At 44.3% G+C, this 16,808-nt stretch carries 15 protein-coding genes; all 15 read left to right on the top strand.

Features of this window, described 5'->3' with window-relative positions; all coding sequences use genetic code 11:
- Positions 1-5 precede the first annotated feature (5 nt).
- The 15 genes from ACLTWA_RS05490 to ACLTWA_RS05420 all read left to right on the top strand — a co-directional run bounded on the left by ACLTWA_RS05490 (position 6) and on the right by ACLTWA_RS05420 (position 16,786).
- Positions 6-800: an ABC transporter ATP-binding protein gene (locus ACLTWA_RS05490; RefSeq protein ID WP_412326570.1), complete on the top strand. Its 795-nt coding sequence runs from the start codon at positions 6-8 to the stop codon at positions 798-800.
- Positions 790-1,998 (top strand): ABC transporter permease, encoded by a 1,209-nt coding sequence (locus ACLTWA_RS05485; protein WP_412326569.1) that lies wholly within the window; start codon positions 790-792, stop codon positions 1,996-1,998. The genes ACLTWA_RS05490 and ACLTWA_RS05485 overlap by 11 nt, the downstream gene beginning before the upstream one ends.
- 11 nt (positions 1,999-2,009) lie before the next feature.
- A complete protein-coding gene (locus ACLTWA_RS05480) occupies positions 2,010-3,221 on the top strand; it encodes an ABC transporter permease (protein ID WP_412326568.1) in 1,212 nt (403 codons plus the stop codon).
- Between the two features lie 114 nt (positions 3,222-3,335).
- Complete coding sequence (locus ACLTWA_RS05475; protein WP_412326567.1) at positions 3,336-5,222, top strand: sensor histidine kinase; 1,887 nt, start codon at positions 3,336-3,338, stop codon at positions 5,220-5,222.
- Positions 5,191-5,931 (top strand): response regulator transcription factor, encoded by a 741-nt coding sequence (locus ACLTWA_RS05470; protein WP_412326565.1) that lies wholly within the window; start codon positions 5,191-5,193, stop codon positions 5,929-5,931. Before ACLTWA_RS05475 ends, ACLTWA_RS05470 begins: the two co-directional genes overlap by 32 nt.
- Positions 5,932-6,054: 123 nt before the next feature.
- Positions 6,055-7,419, top strand: a complete 1,365-nt coding sequence (locus ACLTWA_RS05465) for an ABC transporter substrate-binding protein (protein WP_412326563.1) — start codon at positions 6,055-6,057, stop codon at positions 7,417-7,419.
- Positions 7,420-7,448: 29 nt separating this feature from the next.
- Entirely contained in the window at positions 7,449-8,399 is a 951-nt protein-coding gene (locus ACLTWA_RS05460) for a carbohydrate ABC transporter permease (protein ID WP_412326562.1), read from the top strand.
- A 1-nt stretch (position 8,400) separates the two neighbouring features.
- A complete protein-coding gene (locus tag ACLTWA_RS05455; protein WP_412326561.1) occupies positions 8,401-9,249 on the top strand; it encodes a carbohydrate ABC transporter permease in 849 nt (282 codons plus the stop codon).
- Between the two features lie 12 nt (positions 9,250-9,261).
- Positions 9,262-11,310, top strand: coding sequence for a hypothetical protein (locus ACLTWA_RS05450; RefSeq protein WP_412326560.1), 2,049 nt, complete (start codon positions 9,262-9,264; stop codon positions 11,308-11,310).
- Positions 11,307-12,713: an alpha-glucosidase/alpha-galactosidase gene (locus ACLTWA_RS05445; protein ID WP_412326559.1), complete on the top strand. Its 1,407-nt coding sequence runs from the start codon at positions 11,307-11,309 to the stop codon at positions 12,711-12,713. The genes ACLTWA_RS05450 and ACLTWA_RS05445 overlap by 4 nt, the downstream gene beginning before the upstream one ends.
- Positions 12,714-12,917: 204 nt before the next feature.
- Entirely contained in the window at positions 12,918-13,346 is a 429-nt protein-coding gene (locus ACLTWA_RS05440; RefSeq protein ID WP_412326558.1) for a hypothetical protein, read from the top strand.
- The gene (locus ACLTWA_RS05435) at positions 13,343-14,290 is read left to right on the top strand and encodes an ABC transporter permease (RefSeq protein ID WP_412326557.1); all 948 of its coding nucleotides are present in this window, start codon (positions 13,343-13,345) and stop codon (positions 14,288-14,290) included. Before ACLTWA_RS05440 ends, ACLTWA_RS05435 begins: the two co-directional genes overlap by 4 nt.
- 27 nt (positions 14,291-14,317) lie before the next feature.
- The gene (gene cdaA, locus ACLTWA_RS05430; protein ID WP_412326556.1) at positions 14,318-15,190 is read left to right on the top strand and encodes a diadenylate cyclase CdaA; all 873 of its coding nucleotides are present in this window, start codon (positions 14,318-14,320) and stop codon (positions 15,188-15,190) included.
- Positions 15,168-16,466, top strand: coding sequence for a YbbR-like domain-containing protein (locus tag ACLTWA_RS05425; RefSeq protein WP_412326554.1), 1,299 nt, complete (start codon positions 15,168-15,170; stop codon positions 16,464-16,466). Before cdaA ends, ACLTWA_RS05425 begins: the two co-directional genes overlap by 23 nt.
- A 56-nt stretch (positions 16,467-16,522) precedes the next feature.
- Entirely contained in the window at positions 16,523-16,786 is a 264-nt protein-coding gene (locus tag ACLTWA_RS05420; protein WP_412326553.1) for an HPr family phosphocarrier protein, read from the top strand.
- Positions 16,787-16,808: the final 22 nt, after the last annotated feature.

Here is a 16,808-nt window from a genome sequence, read left to right as displayed (position 1 = left end):
GCAGCATGTGGAAAAAGAAAGAAAAGCTTCCGTCCTATGTAACGGAAAATGTCAAAGAAGATTTGATAAAACTGGTGGATATGGTAAAGGTGTATGATACCGGATCCATTAAGGTACTGGGGTTAAAGCGGATAAATCTAACGATCAAACGGGGGGAATTTGTCGCAATTATGGGGCAGTCCGGTTCGGGTAAGTCAACGCTTATGAACATTTTGGGCTGTCTGGACCGTCCCACCATGGGACATTATTATCTGGATGGCATTGACACGGCAAATCTTTTGCCGGATGATCTGTCAGCCATCCGGAACCGGAAGATCGGATTTGTTTTCCAGTCCTTTAACTTAATATCCCGGACATCGGCGCTTAAGAATGTGGAACTGCCCATGACCTACGCCCGTATTTCAAAAAAAGCAAGGGAAAAGCGGGCACTGGAGCTGCTTGATCGAGTGGGCCTTGGAACCCGGTATGAACACATGCCCAATGAGCTTTCCGGAGGGCAGAGGCAGAGAGTGGCGATTGCAAGGGCGCTGGCCAATGAGCCGCCCCTCATACTTGCCGATGAGCCTACGGGAAACTTAGATACGGCTTCCTCCGTGGAAATCATGGAATTGTTTTCCCAGCTTCATAAGGAGGGCGCAACGGTGGTTTTAGTAACTCATGAAGAAGATATTGCAGCATTTACGGAACGGATCATTCGGTTTCGCGATGGGAAACTGGTAAGTGACACCCCCAATGTCCCTCAAAACCTGACACCGGAGGAAGCCGCTGCAATGCAGAAAGAAGGGCGCCATGCTGATTGAAAATATGAGTATGGCTCTTCATGCCATAAAAGCCAATAAAATGAGGTCCTTTCTGACCATGCTTGGGATTATCATAGGAATCGGTGCGGTGATTGCCATTGCTGCCGTAGGCGACAGCATGAGAAACTTATTTACAGATGCCTATAAAGATGTAGGCTTTAACCGGGGCAGCGTTATGGTATCCTGGGAAGTAGATGATTTTCGTGAATCTGACAATTTTACCAGAGCTGAAATGGAACGGATCAAAGAAATCTATAAGGACCGGATCGAATATATTGACAGTGATTCAAGCGTAGAAGCAGAAGCAGTCAATGGACGCCGGAAAGTCATGTACCAGTTTCAGGGTGTGGATTATAACTATACGGACGTGCAGCCTGTAAATATCGTTTACGGACGGTTCTTAAATGAAGCGGATGTAAAAGGCGCTTCCAATCATGTAGTGCTGGAGGACAAAGGCGCCATTCAGCTATTTGGAACCGCAGACTGTGTGGGGCGGACATTCCGGATGACTGTTAAAAAGGTGACTCAGGAATATAAGGTGGTCGGAGTTTACCACAAAGACATTTCTCCGATGGTAGCCATGATGCTGGGAAACGGTCAGAGGCAGGCAGGTTTTATTCCCGATACGGTACTGGTCAAAACAAATGATACCTTCCAGAATGTGAATTTTTATGCCCGGGACGGAGTGAACATGAAACAGCTCATGATGGATATGGCGAAATACGTTGCAAAGCTGAAAAACAGGCCGGAATCTGAGATCAGGGCCATGTCTGTTGTGGAGCAGATGGGCAGTGTTGATACCCAGCTGGGGGCCATGTCGGCTGCCGTAGGTGGAATTGCCGCCATTTCCCTTTTGGTAGGAGGAATCGGGATCATGAATATCATGATGGTTTCTGTTACGGAACGGACCAGAGAGATCGGAATCCGAAAGGCTCTGGGAGCGAGAACGAGAGACATTATGATCCAGTTTTTGACGGAATCGGCATTCATGTCTGCCAGCGGCGGCATCATCGGAATTATTCTGGGAATTTCTCTTGTCAAAATCGGAGGCATTCTATTAAAAATGACGGTGGTGGTCAATCCGGCCGTGGTGATACTGGCAGTTGGTTTTTCCGCTCTGGTGGGAATTTTCTTTGGTCTTTATCCGGCATCAAAGGCCGCCAAAGCAGACCCCATTGAAGCGCTGCGCTATGAATAGGAGGAAGCATCATGTTATTTGAAAATATGAGTATGGCTGTTCAGGCAATTAAAGCCAACAAGATGCGGTCCTTTTTAACCATGCTTGGTATTATCATCGGCATCGGTGCTGTCATTGCCATTGTATCTATTGGTGATACCATGCGTTTTATGGTGTCAGACCTTTATAAGAACGTGGGAATGACTCTGGCCTATGTTTACGTCTGGCCCCAGGATGGAGATGATATGAGATCAGGGGATTACTTCAATCTTGATGAAATTGGCCGGATCAAAGAAGTGTTTCCGGAAGATATCGTTTATATTGACAGCAATGCCAGTTACGGCACAGAGGCCATTTACGGACGCACCAAGGTAAAATATAATTTTGAAGGAATAGACGCCAATTATCCCGATGTCAATAAGATCGATATTATTTACGGGCGTAATTTAAACGAAAGCGATATAAAAGCAAGAAAGAATAATGTGGTCCTGGAAGCGGAGGGAGCCAGAGATTTATTTGGTACGGAAAATGCAGTAGGAAAATCCTTCCGCACCACCATCTATGGAGAGACCGGTTATTATAATGTGGTAGGCGTGTACCGTCTGGACCAGACCCCTATTGAGGCAATGATGATGGGAACCAGCAAAACAAAGGCCGGTTATCTTCCCTATACACTGCTGACATGGCCCAATGACAATATTTACTCCGTTCGCCTGTATGCAAAAGAAGGAACGGATATGGACGCCTTTGCTGCAAGGTTCACGTCTTATGTGGCCAAAACAAAGAACCGGAGCAAAGAGGACATTACCTTTTACTCGGCGGCTTCCGAGATGAAAAGTGTGGATACCGTTATGGGCGGATTATCGGCTGCTGTAGGTGGAATCGCAGCCATCTCCCTGCTGGTGGGAGGAATCGGAATTATGAATATTATGCTGGTATCCGTTACGGAACGGACCAGGGAAATTGGAATCCGAAAGGCACTTGGAGCAAAAACAACGGATGTGTTAATTCAGTTTCTGACGGAATCAGCCATTCTTTCTGCATTTGGAGGAATTCTCGGAATTGCAGCAGGAGCAGGGCTTGTATTGCTGGGAGGCACATTGCTTGGCATGCATGTGGTAATTAAGCCAGTGGTCATCATGGTAGCGGTAGGCTTTTCTGCTCTGGTAGGCGTATTTTTTGGGATTTATCCTGCGTCAAAGGCTGCAAGTGCAGATCCTATTGATGCTTTACGATATGAATAAAGAAGCGCAGCGTTTTTGCTGCGCTTTTTTGCTGTTTGAAATCATTATGCCCGGTTGAATTCTAATGGTCTTCTGTGTTACTATAAATTTATTATGGGGATAACGGGGGAAAGCATGAATGGTTATATAAAAAAAATTGGGGGTTCCATAACAAAAAAGATTTTGCTTCTGATCGTGCTGTCCATAGGGGCTTCTTTTCTGGTCAGTATTTTAATTATGAAAAAGGTACAGGATTCCTATTCCGACTATGTATATGAGACAAAGACGGACCTGCTCAATAATTCAATGGCAGGAATTGAGGAAATACTTTTGGGATATGAGAATTCCACCTATCAGTTTATTACGGGGAGCAAAACTCAGCAGCTGATGTCCCGGTTTCTTGAGGCGAGTAACAGGTATGATGCGGCAGAGGAACAATTGAGTCGGGGAGAGGTGGATGATCTGCCCTCTGTGATGGCGGAAAGAAGAAGTGCCAGAGGCTTAAAGGCTGGCAGTGTTATAAAGATATTAAAAGAACTTGATACCTATCTTTCCAGAATCTATCAAGCGGATACTGGATATTTTATCGACAGGAATAACAATCAGTACAGCGGATACGGAAGCTCCCGGGTGGAGGTATCAAAAGAGATACTTCACCAGATTTCAGAAGAGGCGAGGGAGAGAAAGGGAGGTCTGGTTTATAGGGTGATTGATATCCGGTACGGTGTAAAGGGAGAGCAGCGAAAGGAAGTTGTCATTGCCAGGTCTGTTCAGGAGAAGCAGAACCTGACCATGGAATACTGCGGGACAGTGATCTATATGATAAACCCGGAGATGCTGGCTGCCTCATACATGACGGATTTAAACGGTCTTTTTATTCTGGAAGAGAATGGAGGAGTGGTCTTTTCCAGCATAAACAAGGAAGAACGGGAGGAATTTCTCAAAAAGATTCCCTGCATCAATGATAAATACAAAATCGTCCGGTTGGCTGGAAAAAAGTATTTCATTACGTCCATAAAATCAGACAAGCTGAATTGGAGGTATTATAACATCTCCGATTATAACCAGCTGTTTTCCGGTATTCAGAATATGGCTGTCCTCTATTCCGTTCTTCTTCTGGCGGTTCTGGTGGGGATTGGGGGGATCGCATCTTCTGTCTCCGTAACATTGGTAAAGCCTGTGGTCACACTTTCCGAGAAGATAGCTTCTATTCGGAAAGACAAGGATCCGGTAAAGGCCCTGGAGACGCTGGAGATAAAAAAGAAGAAAAGGGATGATGAGATCGGACGGCTGGAGGAAGAGTTTTCTAAGATGATCTGTGAACTGAGCGAGCTGATCCATGAAAACTATGAACAGAAAATCTATCTGCAAAATGCACAGCTTTCCGCGCTTCGTTCCAAATTAAATCCACATTTCCTTTACAATACCCTTGATACCATACGCTGGCTGGCAAGTGACCAGACTTACCGCCAGATTCCTTCGGTAGTAAAGGCATTGGGAGATATTCTCCGCATTTCCATAAACAGCAGGGAATCCTTGATTCCCCTGGAACAGGAGCTTGAATATATGAGAGGATATTTAACCATACAAAGAGCAAGATTCGGACAGAGGCTAAACGTGCAGATCGATGCAGAGGAACATTTCATGGAAGTAAAAATTCCTGCCTTCAGTCTTCAGCCCCTTGTGGAGAATTCTGTTCATTATGCGCTGGAGAGAATGTCTGGAGTATGTACCATTCTGGTGACTGTAGCGGAGGAGGAGGAAGACCTGCTCTGTACGGTCTCTGATAACGGAACCGGATTGGATCCCGACATTTTAGACAAGCTGAGACTGGGGACAATAAAAGCAGAAGGAAGTGGAATCGGGCTGACCAACTTAAATGAACGCTTAAAGAACTTATACGGCAGGGAGTACGGGCTGTCTGTGGTCAACGGTCCGTCAGGAGGCGCTGTCATCAGTTTTCGAATCAAAAGGGAGGCGCTGGATTGTTATGAAACTGATCAAAGTGATGATTGTAGATGATGAGGCAATTGTAAGAAGCGGGCTACAGGGCTGCATCGACTGGTCCTCCAATTGTTTTGAGATTGTGGCGGTGAAAGAAAATGGTATCAGCGCGCTTACATATTTGAGCCGGAATCCGGTGGATCTGGTGGTGACTGATATTAAGATGCCGCAGATGGATGGGCTGGAGCTTATAAAGCATGCCAGACAAGCGGAATGTCAGGCCAAATTTTTGATTCTTTCCGGATATGATGATTTTGCCTATACGCAGAAGGCCTTGCGTTATGGGGCAGCGGACTATATTCTAAAGCCCATAAAAGAAGAGGAACTGCTTAATTCGCTTTTACGGATCCGTATGGAGTTTTTCCCGGAGATTCAGTCCAATCTTCTGCTGCATCCGGAGCGGTATTCCAAGACCATCCGGCAGGTTCTGTCCTATGTTGATATGAATATGGATCAGCCGGAACTGTCATTAAAGCTGATAGCGGATAACATTCTATTCATTAGCGGAAGCTATTTATCCAAGCTTTTTTTGAAAGAGACAGGCTACAAATTTTCTACATTCCTTACCATAAAAAGAATGGAGAAAGCCTGGCTTTTGCTGCACACCAGCAGAGATGCTGCTATCTATGAAATTGCCGAACAAACCGGATTTGGAAACAATCCTCAGTATTTCAGTACGGTATTTAAAAAATATTATGGAAAATCACCTACAGAGTGTAAATTTTAAAAAGAGTCATCTTCCCGGGGCTGTTGCCGGGGGATGACTCTTTTTTATACAAACTGTTCTCTATTTTAGATTAAAACCCTGGGATTTTTAGGTATAATTGAAAGTGTAAGGAAGTAAAAACTCATGGAGAAAGGAAACAAAGATATGAAAAGAAAGTTTGGTTTCTTATTGGCAGCCGCAATTTTGATATCACTTGCAGGCTGTTCCGGGGCAAAGGAGACGGGGGGTTCAAAAACAGAGAAACACGTGGAGACAGGAAGCAGCTCCCAGGAGGAGAAAAAACAGCAGAACGGAAAAGAAATCCGTGTGTCATGGTGGGGAAATCAGAAACGTACCGATGCTACCATTCAGGTATTTGAGACATTTGCCAAAAATAACGGAGCAAAATTTAATTATGAATACAATAGTTACGATGCATATTGGGAAACTCTTGCCACTCAGTCGGTGGGCCGTAATCTTCCAGGCATTATACAGCAGGTGACAGATCAGTTTGCAGGGTACATAAACAATGAATTATTGATGGATTTAACTCCGTATGTGAAACGAGGAGTTCTGGATTTGACGGACTGCGATGATGTGTATATATCCGGAGGAAATTATAACGGTGGATTTTATGGAGTTTCTCTCGGAACAAATGTAATGACCTTTATGTATAATAAGGATCTGTTTGCAGCAGCAGGAGTACAAGAGCCATCCATGGGGTGGAAGTGGCCTGATTTTGTAAAAACAGCCAGGGAAATCTACAGCAAAACCGGAGTAAGAACAGAAAATGTTGCCCTGGGAATGCCCAGATATCTGATCGAGCCGATGATCCGGTCCAAAGGCCAGTCTCTTTACTCAGAGGATGGAAAAAGCTTTGGTTTTGATGATGAAACAAAGGCGGATATCGTAGCGGTCATTCAGGATTGCTATGACCTGGCTCAGGAAGGGGTATTTGTGGAAGCAGGAGATCAGCTGTTGTGGAAGGATAATTCTGAAAGGGGAATTTGTACGGGAGATGCAGCCATGGGCATGAACTGGAGTTCTCAATTTTCCAATTTTTCCGGATATTATGATCAGAAACTGGAGATGACCACCCAGCCGGTACTGGAAAATGCCACAGAAAAAGGGATGTACTTAAGACCGGCACAGTTTTTTTCCATAACCAGCGATTGTCCCGATCCGGAGATGGCTGCAAAGGCAATCAGTTATTTCATCAACGACATATCGGCCAATGAAGTATTAAACGGAGAAAGAGGAATCCCTGCTGCAGGAAAGGTGAGAGAGGCTCTGAAAGAAAAGGCAAGCGAAACAGAAAAGAAAGTATATGATTTTATGGATTCCGTAGTGGACTACTGCCGTGATTCAGACCCGGCGGAACCGTCTGCCTCCAGACAGTGTATTGAGGTTTTAAATAACAATATAAATGAAGTGATGTACGGTCAGATGACAGCACAGGAGTGTGTGGACAGCTGGATGGCCCAGTCTCTGGAAATTTTATCCAGATAGAAAACTATAATGCAGTTAGGAGCAAGAATATGAAACACACCAGGAAACGGATATCCATTTACAACCAGAATGTGGTGGGATATGCTTTTATTCTGCCATGGCTTGCAGGGTTTTTATGTTTTACGCTGATTCCATTTATCATGTCGTTTGTACTGTCCTTTACAGACTTTAATATCCTTTCAAAAAGCACCAGATTTGTAGGCTTTGATAATTATATTAAGCTGTTTACGGAAGATAAATTATTTTTAAAATCCCTGCAGGTTACGTTTAAGTTTGCGTTTTTATCCATTCCCCTAAGACTTACCTTTGCGTTGATTGTAGCGTTAATATTAAACCGAAAGAGCAAAGCAGTTCCAATTTACCGGGTGGTGTACTACCTGCCTTCCATTATAGGCGGATCCGTGGCAGTTTCCGTTATGTGGAGAAGCCTTTTTACAAAGGCCGGCGTGGTAAACAGCCTGCTTCAGGCAGTGGGAATTGACTGCCAGCTCAACTGGCTGTCCAATACAAAAACCGCTCTGTTGACTCTGGTTCTGCTGTATGTTTGGCAGTTTGGATCTTCCATGCTGATTTTTCTTTCCGGGTTGAAGCAGATACCTTTATCCTATTATGAAGCCGCAGAAGTGGATGGCGCGGGGAAAGTAAGGCAGTTCTTTTCCATCACCCTGCCGCTTTTAAGTCCCATCATTCTGTTTAACTTGATCATGCAGATCATTAACGGTTTTATGGTATTTACCCAGGCTCAGATCATTACAAACGGCGGACCGGTAAATGAGACTCTGGTTTATATTTTATACCTGTATCAGAACAGCTTTAAATATTATGAGATGGGCTACGGCTCTGCAATGGCGTGGATATTGCTTATGATCGTAGGTTTTTTTACCGCTCTTGTGTTTAAGTCTTCCAAACAATGGGTGTTTTATGAAAATAATGCATCAGGCGGGAAAAAGAAAAAGGGAAAAGGAGGAAATCCGGACTGATATGGGAATGAAAGCAAAAAAAAGACGAAATATGATTATTTTTCATATAATTGTTGGAAGTATTGCAATATTCATGTTTTATCCGATTATATGGATGCTTTTAAGCTCCTTGAAACCATCGGACCAGGTCATGACAACGGCTGCAGTACTTATTCCTAGGCAATGGACAATCCTTAATTATTTTACCGGCTGGAAAGGATTTGGAGGTGTGACCTTTTCCACTTTTTTTAAGAATTCTCTCATCATTACAGTACTTGCTACGGCAGGAGCGGTTTTGTCCTCCACTCTTGTGGCATATGGATTTGCCAGAATCCAGTTTAAGGGGAAACAATTGCTGTTTTTATGTATGCTGACCACAATGATGCTGCCTCACCAGGTTATTATGATCCCTCAGTATATTATCTTTAATCTGTTTGGCTGGGTTAATTCTCCTTTGCCCATTGTGGTGCCGGCATATTGTGCAAAGCCTCTGTTCATCTTTATGATCATTCAGTTTATTGAAGGCATTCCAAAAGATCTTGATGAGGCGGCCAAGATGGACGGCTGCAGCCCCTATTCCATTTTTTCAAGAATTATCTGTCCTCTTGTAAGGCCGGCCATGGTCACCTGTGGGATTTTTGAATTTTACTGGAAATGGGATGATTATATGGGATCACTGCTATATTTGAATTCACCGGATAAATATACGGTTTCCATCGCACTTAAGAATTTTACGGATCCAATGAGCTCCTCGGATTACGGAGCAATGTTTGCAATGTGTGTATTATCCCTGCTTCCTATCATCGTTATTTTTCTGCTTTTGCAGAAATACATTGTTGAGGGAGTGGCATCCACCGGCATAAAAGGTTAAAAGGAGGAAACAATGAAGGATCAGATACTGTTTGAAGAAGACTTTATGGGCTTTGCCATCGGGGAATTTCCATACGACAAAGATCATTCGGCAGCTGGAGAGTATCACTATGTGGTGCAGGAAGGAAATCATGGCAGATGGACCGATCAGGTCTGCAATTTCCGCTACAATGGCCATGGTCCGTCCTGGATCATTACCGGAGACAAAGAAAAACACTATATGGAACAGTGCAGAATTGAAAAGGGATTGCCTCACCGTATTTTCCCGACGCTTCAGACCGGATCGGTTTTTTGGAAGGATTATGATTATTCTGTTACGGTACGAAGACTGTCCACCAAGGGAATGGCAGGGATTGCGTTCTGCATGAATGACAGCATTGATACATTGGTGCTGTCTATGGAATACCGGGATAAGGCCCAGCTTGCATACCGTCACAAAGAGGAACTGACGGTTTTACAGTCCGTTCCCTTTGTCTCTGATGCGGATTCCTGCTATACTCTTAAGGTTTCCGTTATGGGAGACAGGGCAGAGTGCAGGATCAACGGGCAGCTTTTATTTAATTACAGCAGCAGCCTCATATCCCGGGGAGGCAAGGTGGCTCTGACGGCCGATTGTCCCACCCAGTTTTCAGAGGTTCTTGTGACTGCAGAAGAAACAACCATACAGGAAATCAGAGAAAAAGAAGAAAGAGAAAAAGAACGGATAAAAGCTCTGCAGGAAAGCTATCCGTCCATGAAGTTATGGAAGAAAATTGATTTTAAGGATTTTGGGACCAGCCGTCAGATCAGGTTCGGGCATCTGACCGGTACAAAGGAGTGGTATGTAGTAATTCCTCAGGCCCAAAAGCGGGTGGACCGGGATGCCTATGCCCACATAAGCTGTCTCACCGCTATTGATCTGGATGGGAATATTCTGTGGCAGAGGGGAGAGCCTTCTGAAAAATCCAGCGTATTGGGAAAAATCAGTGCAGATTTGCCTTGTCAGGTTTACGACATTGACGGGGATGGAATTGATGAAGTGATTACCGCCCATAATTTTAAACTGTTGATCCTTGACGGACGTACCGGAGAAGTGAAAAGATCCGTACCCACGCCGTTATCGGATGAAGCAGATGAAACTATCATCGGCCTTCCTTATGGAATTTATGCCTTTGACCGGATCAATCCCGATGGAATCCGGATTGCCAATTTCAGAGGAAACAAACGGCCTTCCGATCTTCTGATTAAAGACCGTTACTGCCGGATTTATGCCTTTGATTCGGAGCTGAACCTGCTGTGGAAGTATCAAAGTCCGAAAAATACCGGACATTACCCGATGACCCTGGATATCAATGGAGACGGGAGGGATGAAGTGCTGGCAGGATATACCCTTTTAGATGCAGATGGAGTTCCTGTCTGGACCTATCCCATCGATGTTGACCATACGGATGAGATTGTTGCCGGAAAGTTTCAAAGCGGCAGTGACAAAGGGTACTTTGCCTGTGTTTCAGGAACCCAGGGGTTTTTTATCGGAGATTTTCAGGGAAATATCGTGGCAAGAGATTACATTGGCCACGCTCAGAGAGTGAGCGTGGGAAATTACATACCGGAAAAGCCGGGCTTTGAGTTTGCAGTAACCAACTTCTGGGGACATCAGGGAGTGATTTATCTGTATGATGATCATGGGAATCTGTTATGGGAGAAGGAAAATGAGCGGAATGGAAATGTTCTGGCACCGGTAAACTGGCTGGGGAACGGCGTGGATTTCTTCCTCACCAATGCCGATCCTGAACGGGGAGGCCTTATGGATGGACATGGGGATATCGCTGTTTCCTTTCCGGATGACGGGCATCCGCTCCTGTGCTGCGAGGCCATGGATTTGTGCGGAGATGACAGGGATGAGCTGATTGTGTGGGATTATCATGGACTTTTTATCTATACCCAGTCTGATGGAGAAAAGAAAACCTCTTATCATCCGGTCAAGTATCCATGTTATAACGCCTCCAATTACCGGGGAGAGTACTCATTCCCGGACCAGTCCTATCTTACATTTAGTGAAAATACAGGGGAGGAATCGAAATGATTTATAAAGAGAACCGTTGCACCGATGTAAAAATTGCTTATATTGGTGGAGGAAGCCATGCCTGGGCCTGGGTATTCATGACGGACCTGGCCGGGGAAACAGAGCTTTCAGGAACCGTCAGGCTCTATGACATCAACGAAGAAGCTGCCAGATTAAACCAGGAAATCGGCACAAGGCTGTTTCAGAGAGAAGAAGCAAAGGGGGACTGGCGGTTTGAAACAAAGTCCTCTTTAAAAGAAGCTTTGGACGGAGCAGACTTTGTTATTATTTCTATTTTGCCAGGCACCTTTGAGGAAATGGAATCCGATGTACATCTGCCGGAAAAATACGGGATATACCAGTCGGTAGGAGACACGGCAGGCCCGGGAGGCATTGTAAGGGCATTAAGGACCATCCCCATGTATGTGGATATTGCAAATGCGCTGAAAACATACTGTCCGGAAGCATGGGTAATTAATTATACCAATCCAATGTCCCTGTGTGTGAAGACCTTATACCATGTGTTTCCTCATATTAAGGCGTTTGGTTGCTGTCATGAGGTATTTGGAACCCAAAAGGTATTAAAAAATATTTATATGCTGGAATCGGGTGAGACAGATATCAAACGGGAGGATATCCATGTAAATGTTGTGGGAATCAATCATTTTACATGGTTTACCAAAGCCTCCTGCAAGAGCTCGGACTTATTTCCCGTGTACCGGAAGTTTATCAAGGAACATTATGAAGAGGGGTATCATGACCCGGACCGGAACTGGATGAACGGAACTTTCAATTGTGCCCACCGGGTCAAATTTGATCTTTTTAACCGGTATGGTGCCATTGCGGCTGCCGGTGACCGTCATTTGGCTGAGTTCTTACCCGGTGACCGGTATCTAAAGGATAAAGAGACAGTAAAAAAATGGAAGTTTGCCATGACCCCTGTTTCCTGGAGAAAGGAGCGGCAGGCCGATAAAAACAGCCAGGCCCTGAGACTTGCAGGCGGGAAAGAAGAACTGGAGCTTAAGGATACGGGGGAGGAGGGAATCCGCCTGATTAAGGCCCTGTGCGGTCTTGGACGGTTTGTCAGCAATGTCAATATACCAAATTACGGCAGACAAATATCCAATTTCCCCCAGAATGCAGTTGTGGAGACCAATGCGGTATTTTCCAGAGACGAAATAAATCCTGTTTTTTCAGGAACCTGTCCGGAAGAAATAAAAGCGCTCACCATGCCTCATATAGAAAACCATGAAAGAGTTCTGCAAGGAGCATTAACCTGTGATTTTGAACAGATATACCTGGCCTTTATGTCCGATCCGCTGGTAAAAGGACGGATCAGCTTTGGGGAGGGAGAAGCTTTATTAAAAGAAATGTTAAGAAATACGGCAGCTTATTTGCCGGAGGGTTGGAAAAAGCATATATAATAAGACACAAACAGGAGATCCGGAACCCATGTTCCGATTTCCTGTTTTCTCTTTTTATCTGGTTGAATGGCATAAGGATTGATTTCCACTGTATGGAAATTCGGGATTCATTACAAAATAATAAAAATTCCTTATTTGACTCGCAAAGTCTTAAGTTATATGCTATAATAAGTTGATATCTTATGGTATAGTGAGGAAAACCATATGCTTAGTGAAGAGAAAATTAAAATAATGACCAGTCTTGCAATGTTTGAAAAGCATGAGGGAAAAAAGATATTTTCCATTAACAGGTACTTTCGAAGCGATTATATCGGCAACAAGCTGTTTCAGTCCTTTTTCAGTTACACTCTGAGCTTTGTTTTGTGCCTTGTTTTATGGGGACTGTATTATATGGAACGATGGCTTACTACAATGGATGTTGAGATTCTGACTGCTACCGGAATACGTGTCGGTATCATTTATATTGCCGGACTGGTGGTTTATCTTGGAATCAGCTTTCTGATTTATAGAAAGAGGTATGAACGTGCTGCCCGGGGAGGAAAGGTATACTTATCCAGGCTGAAAAGACTGGACAAGCGCTACGAAGGGAATACCAGACCGTTAAAAAGAACAAAAGGAGGGCGTATATTATGATGGGCCTTCTTGTATTAAAAGAGCGGTTGAAAGAGTTTTACGCAAGATTTGATATTTATGTGACGCCTGTAATCAAGTTTATTTTCAGCGGTATGGCATTTTTTTTGATGAATGGCAATATTGGATTTACGGCAAAACTGACAGAACCTTTTGTTCCGCTGGTTCTGGCTTTGGTGTGCTCATTTTTGCCTTATGGAGCCATTTCATTTTTGTCAGCCGGATTTATGCTTCTTCATCTGTCAGGCATATCCATTGAGATCACTCTGGTTATGGCTATTTTTATTGTGGTAGTGGGGCTCCTTTATTACGGATTTCAGCCAGGTGACAGCTATCTTCTGGTGCTGACTCCTATCTTTTTTCTTTTGAGGATCCCTTATGCGATTCCGCTGATCGTAGGGCTGTCTGGAAGTGCCATTTCTGTTATTCCTGTAAGCTGCGGTGTATTTATTTATTATACGCTTTTGTATGTGAAACAGAACGCAGGGGTTCTGACCAATGATATGTCCGTCGACGCAGTGCAGAAATTTATGCAGATCATGAACAGCCTTCTGGCCAATAAGCAGATGTTACTGATGGTTGCAGCGTTTGCCCTTTCCCTGGTGGTTGTAGTGATCATACGGAATTTATCCATGGATTACTCCTGGATCATAGCGATAATCGGAGGAACCATTACACAGCTTAGTGTCATATTTATCGGTGACATTGCTTTGGATATTTCAGTTTCCGTAATCCGGCTTCTGCTTGGGATGCTTATATCCATACTGATTGCTGCGGTTTATACATTTTTTGTGTTTGCAGTGGATTATTCCCGGACAGAGTACGTACAATTTGAAGATGATGATTATTATTACTACGTCAAGGCGGTTCCTAAGCTGACGGTCAGCGCGCCTGATGTAAAGGTTCAGAAAATTAATGCCACAAAACTCCAAAAGCCGCAAAAGTAGGGAAGAAATAAAAGGGAGGTGGTTGGAATGGCAAATTTTTTAGATGGGATGTATTCCTGGGTATCCTTTCTTCCCAGGATTTCAAAAACAAACCTGGTTGAGATCGTAATTATAGCATTTTTGCTGTATGAACTGCTGACCTGGATCATGAATACAAGAGCGTGGACACTTCTTAAGGGGATCGTAGTAATCCTTCTTTTTTACGTCTTTGCCTATGTGTTCCGGCTGGATAATCTTCTTTGGATACTGAATAAGATTGCAACTCCGGCAGTGACCATGGCGATTGTGATTTTCCAGCCTGAGTTAAGAAAAGCTCTGGAACAGCTGGGAAGCAAGAACCCTTTTACCGGAATTTTAACATTTGACGATGGAAGAGATAATTCCGGCTTTACCGATAAAACCATTAATGAAGTGATAAAAGCCACCTTTGAGATGGCCAAGGTAAAGACAGGAGCCTTAATGGTAATTGAAAGAGGAGATTCTTTAAAAGAGATCGAACGGACAGGAATTGAAGTGGGTGCCATTGTCAGCAGCCAGCTCCTTATCAATATTTTTGAACATAACACTCCCCTTCATGACGGTGCAATCGTGATCAGAGGCAACCGTGTGACTGCCGCAACCTGTTACCTTCCTCTGTCTGATAATATGACGATCAGTAAGGACTTGGGAACCAGGCACAGGGCAGCCGTGGGAGTCAGTGAAGTCAGTGACAGCATTACCATCGTTGTATCAGAAGAGACCGGGCGTGTGACGGTTGCTCTTGAAGGCAGTTTGAAGCGGATTGCAGATGCAGATATGCTGCGGTCTGTTCTTTCTGAGGTGAAAAAGTCGGAAGAGGAAGGAAGCAGATTCAGGATTTTGAAGGGAAGGCGGAAGAATGAAGGAAAAGCTACTAAATAATTTTGGACTTAAGGTTGCTTCCCTGGTGCTTGCCTTTGCAGTATGGATGGCTATTGTAAACATTTCCAATCCGGTCATTGATGATTCCCAGACGGTTCCGGTAGAGGTGAAGAATGAGGAAGTGCTTAAGGCTGCCAATTTGACCTACGAGATGGGAAAAGATGTGGTGACAGTCAGTTATCAGGTGAGGACCAGGGAACGGTCTTTGGTAAAAGCATCAGATTTTCATGCATATGTTGATTTAAATGATTATAATGTAACTGGTGCGATTCCGATTACCGTAGAGATAAACAAGGATAAAGAAGCGTTGGTCAAAAGCGACACCATTACGGCAAAGCCCATGGTGATCCGCATTAAAACGGAAGCGCTGCAGCGTAAAAAGTTTGACTTACAGGTCAAAACAGAGGGGGCTCATGAGGATGGATATGCCCCGGGCCCAATCATTCCTTCATCAAGCAGTGTGACAGTGGAAGGGCCGGAAAGCCTCATCGGACAGATAAACCGTATCGGAGTGGTGGTCAACATAGAGAATAAGAGCGTGGATTTTGATGTGACTGCAGCTCCCGTACTTTATGATGCCAACGACAACGAGCTGGACTTTGGAGATAAGGTAAGTGTCAGCCCTCATGAGATCGAATGTCGCGTATCCATACTGAAGGCCAAGAATTTGTCTCTGAATTTTGAAGTATCAGGCGAAGTGGCAAAAGGATACCGGTATACGGGCGTGGAAAGCAGTGTGAAAACTGTACCGGTGGTAGGTACCAAATCTGTTCTTGCTTCCTTATCCACCCTGTCGGTAGCCTCGGATAAGCTGAATATCAGCGGTGCGACTGCGGATAAAGTGATCGAGCTGGATTTAAGCCAATATCTGCCTCCCAATACCTCTATTGCGGGCAATGAATATAAAAATGTCACAGTGAAACTCAAAGTAGAGCCTTTGACCACCAAAACTTTTACACTGGACTTAGAGAGTCTGGACAAAATAGGGTTGGAAGAAGATTATGAGTATGGCTTTGACAAGGAAACTGCAGATGTTACCATCAGGGGATTGAAAGAGGATCTTGATTCATTGGATATCAATAAGCTGAATGCGGTTCTTGATGTAACAAATCTTCATACCGGTCAGAATCCAGGAGTCTTGAAGTTTGAGGTTTCCGGAGGCTTTGAAGTGGTTGGCTATACGCCGTTTACTGTAATTCTGGCCCATAAGGAGCCTGCGACTACGGCTGTAGAGAGCTCCACAGCATCAACAACAGAAGCGGCGGAGTCGCAGTAGAATGACTATTCTTTCTTTTCAGGGAAAGAATGATAAATGAAGGGAGAAAATTCCGTATGGTCAGTGCTAAAGTTGTTATAAAGAATCCGACCGGTCTTCATTTAAGACCGGCAGGGATTCTTTGTAAGGAAGCCATGAACTTTAATTCCACAGTGAGTTTTCGTTTTAAGAATACCACTGCCAATGCAAAAAGCGTGCTTAGTGTATTGGGCGCCTGCGTAAAAAGCGGCGATGAGATAACCTTTATCTGCGAGGGGGCGGATGAAGAGGAAGCTCTGGCGGCCATGGTCAAGGCTGTAGAGGAGGGCCTTGGCGAATAGATGACGCTATAATAATTAATAA

The organism is Lacrimispora sp., assembly GCF_046972725.1.
Lineage (GTDB): Bacteria > Bacillota > Clostridia > Lachnospirales > Lachnospiraceae > Lacrimispora.
Note: the sequence above shows the minus strand (reverse complement) of the source record. Positions and strands in the feature narration are given on the sequence as shown.

Excerpts from the sequence above, each read along its gene's own strand:
- ACLTWA_RS05490 (WP_412326570.1), top strand. The coding sequence starts at position 6 with ATGTGGAAAAAGAAAGAAAAGCTTCCGTCCTATGTAACGGAAAATGTC.
- ACLTWA_RS05485 (WP_412326569.1), top strand. The coding sequence starts at position 790 with ATGCTGATTGAAAATATGAGTATGGCTCTTCATGCCATAAAAGCCAAT.
- ACLTWA_RS05480 (WP_412326568.1), top strand. The coding sequence starts at position 2,010 with ATGTTATTTGAAAATATGAGTATGGCTGTTCAGGCAATTAAAGCCAAC.
- ACLTWA_RS05475 (WP_412326567.1), top strand. The coding sequence starts at position 3,336 with ATGAATGGTTATATAAAAAAAATTGGGGGTTCCATAACAAAAAAGATT.
- ACLTWA_RS05470 (WP_412326565.1), top strand. The coding sequence starts at position 5,191 with ATGAAACTGATCAAAGTGATGATTGTAGATGATGAGGCAATTGTAAGA.
- ACLTWA_RS05465 (WP_412326563.1), top strand. The coding sequence starts at position 6,055 with ATGGAGAAAGGAAACAAAGATATGAAAAGAAAGTTTGGTTTCTTATTG.
- ACLTWA_RS05460 (WP_412326562.1), top strand. The coding sequence starts at position 7,449 with ATGAAACACACCAGGAAACGGATATCCATTTACAACCAGAATGTGGTG.
- ACLTWA_RS05455 (WP_412326561.1), top strand. The coding sequence starts at position 8,401 with ATGGGAATGAAAGCAAAAAAAAGACGAAATATGATTATTTTTCATATA.
- ACLTWA_RS05450 (WP_412326560.1), top strand. The coding sequence starts at position 9,262 with ATGAAGGATCAGATACTGTTTGAAGAAGACTTTATGGGCTTTGCCATC.
- ACLTWA_RS05445 (WP_412326559.1), top strand. The coding sequence starts at position 11,307 with ATGATTTATAAAGAGAACCGTTGCACCGATGTAAAAATTGCTTATATT.
- ACLTWA_RS05440 (WP_412326558.1), top strand. The coding sequence starts at position 12,918 with ATGCTTAGTGAAGAGAAAATTAAAATAATGACCAGTCTTGCAATGTTT.
- ACLTWA_RS05435 (WP_412326557.1), top strand. The coding sequence starts at position 13,343 with ATGATGGGCCTTCTTGTATTAAAAGAGCGGTTGAAAGAGTTTTACGCA.
- cdaA (WP_412326556.1), top strand. The coding sequence starts at position 14,318 with ATGGCAAATTTTTTAGATGGGATGTATTCCTGGGTATCCTTTCTTCCC.
- ACLTWA_RS05425 (WP_412326554.1), top strand. The coding sequence starts at position 15,168 with ATGAAGGAAAAGCTACTAAATAATTTTGGACTTAAGGTTGCTTCCCTG.
- ACLTWA_RS05420 (WP_412326553.1), top strand. The coding sequence starts at position 16,523 with ATGGTCAGTGCTAAAGTTGTTATAAAGAATCCGACCGGTCTTCATTTA.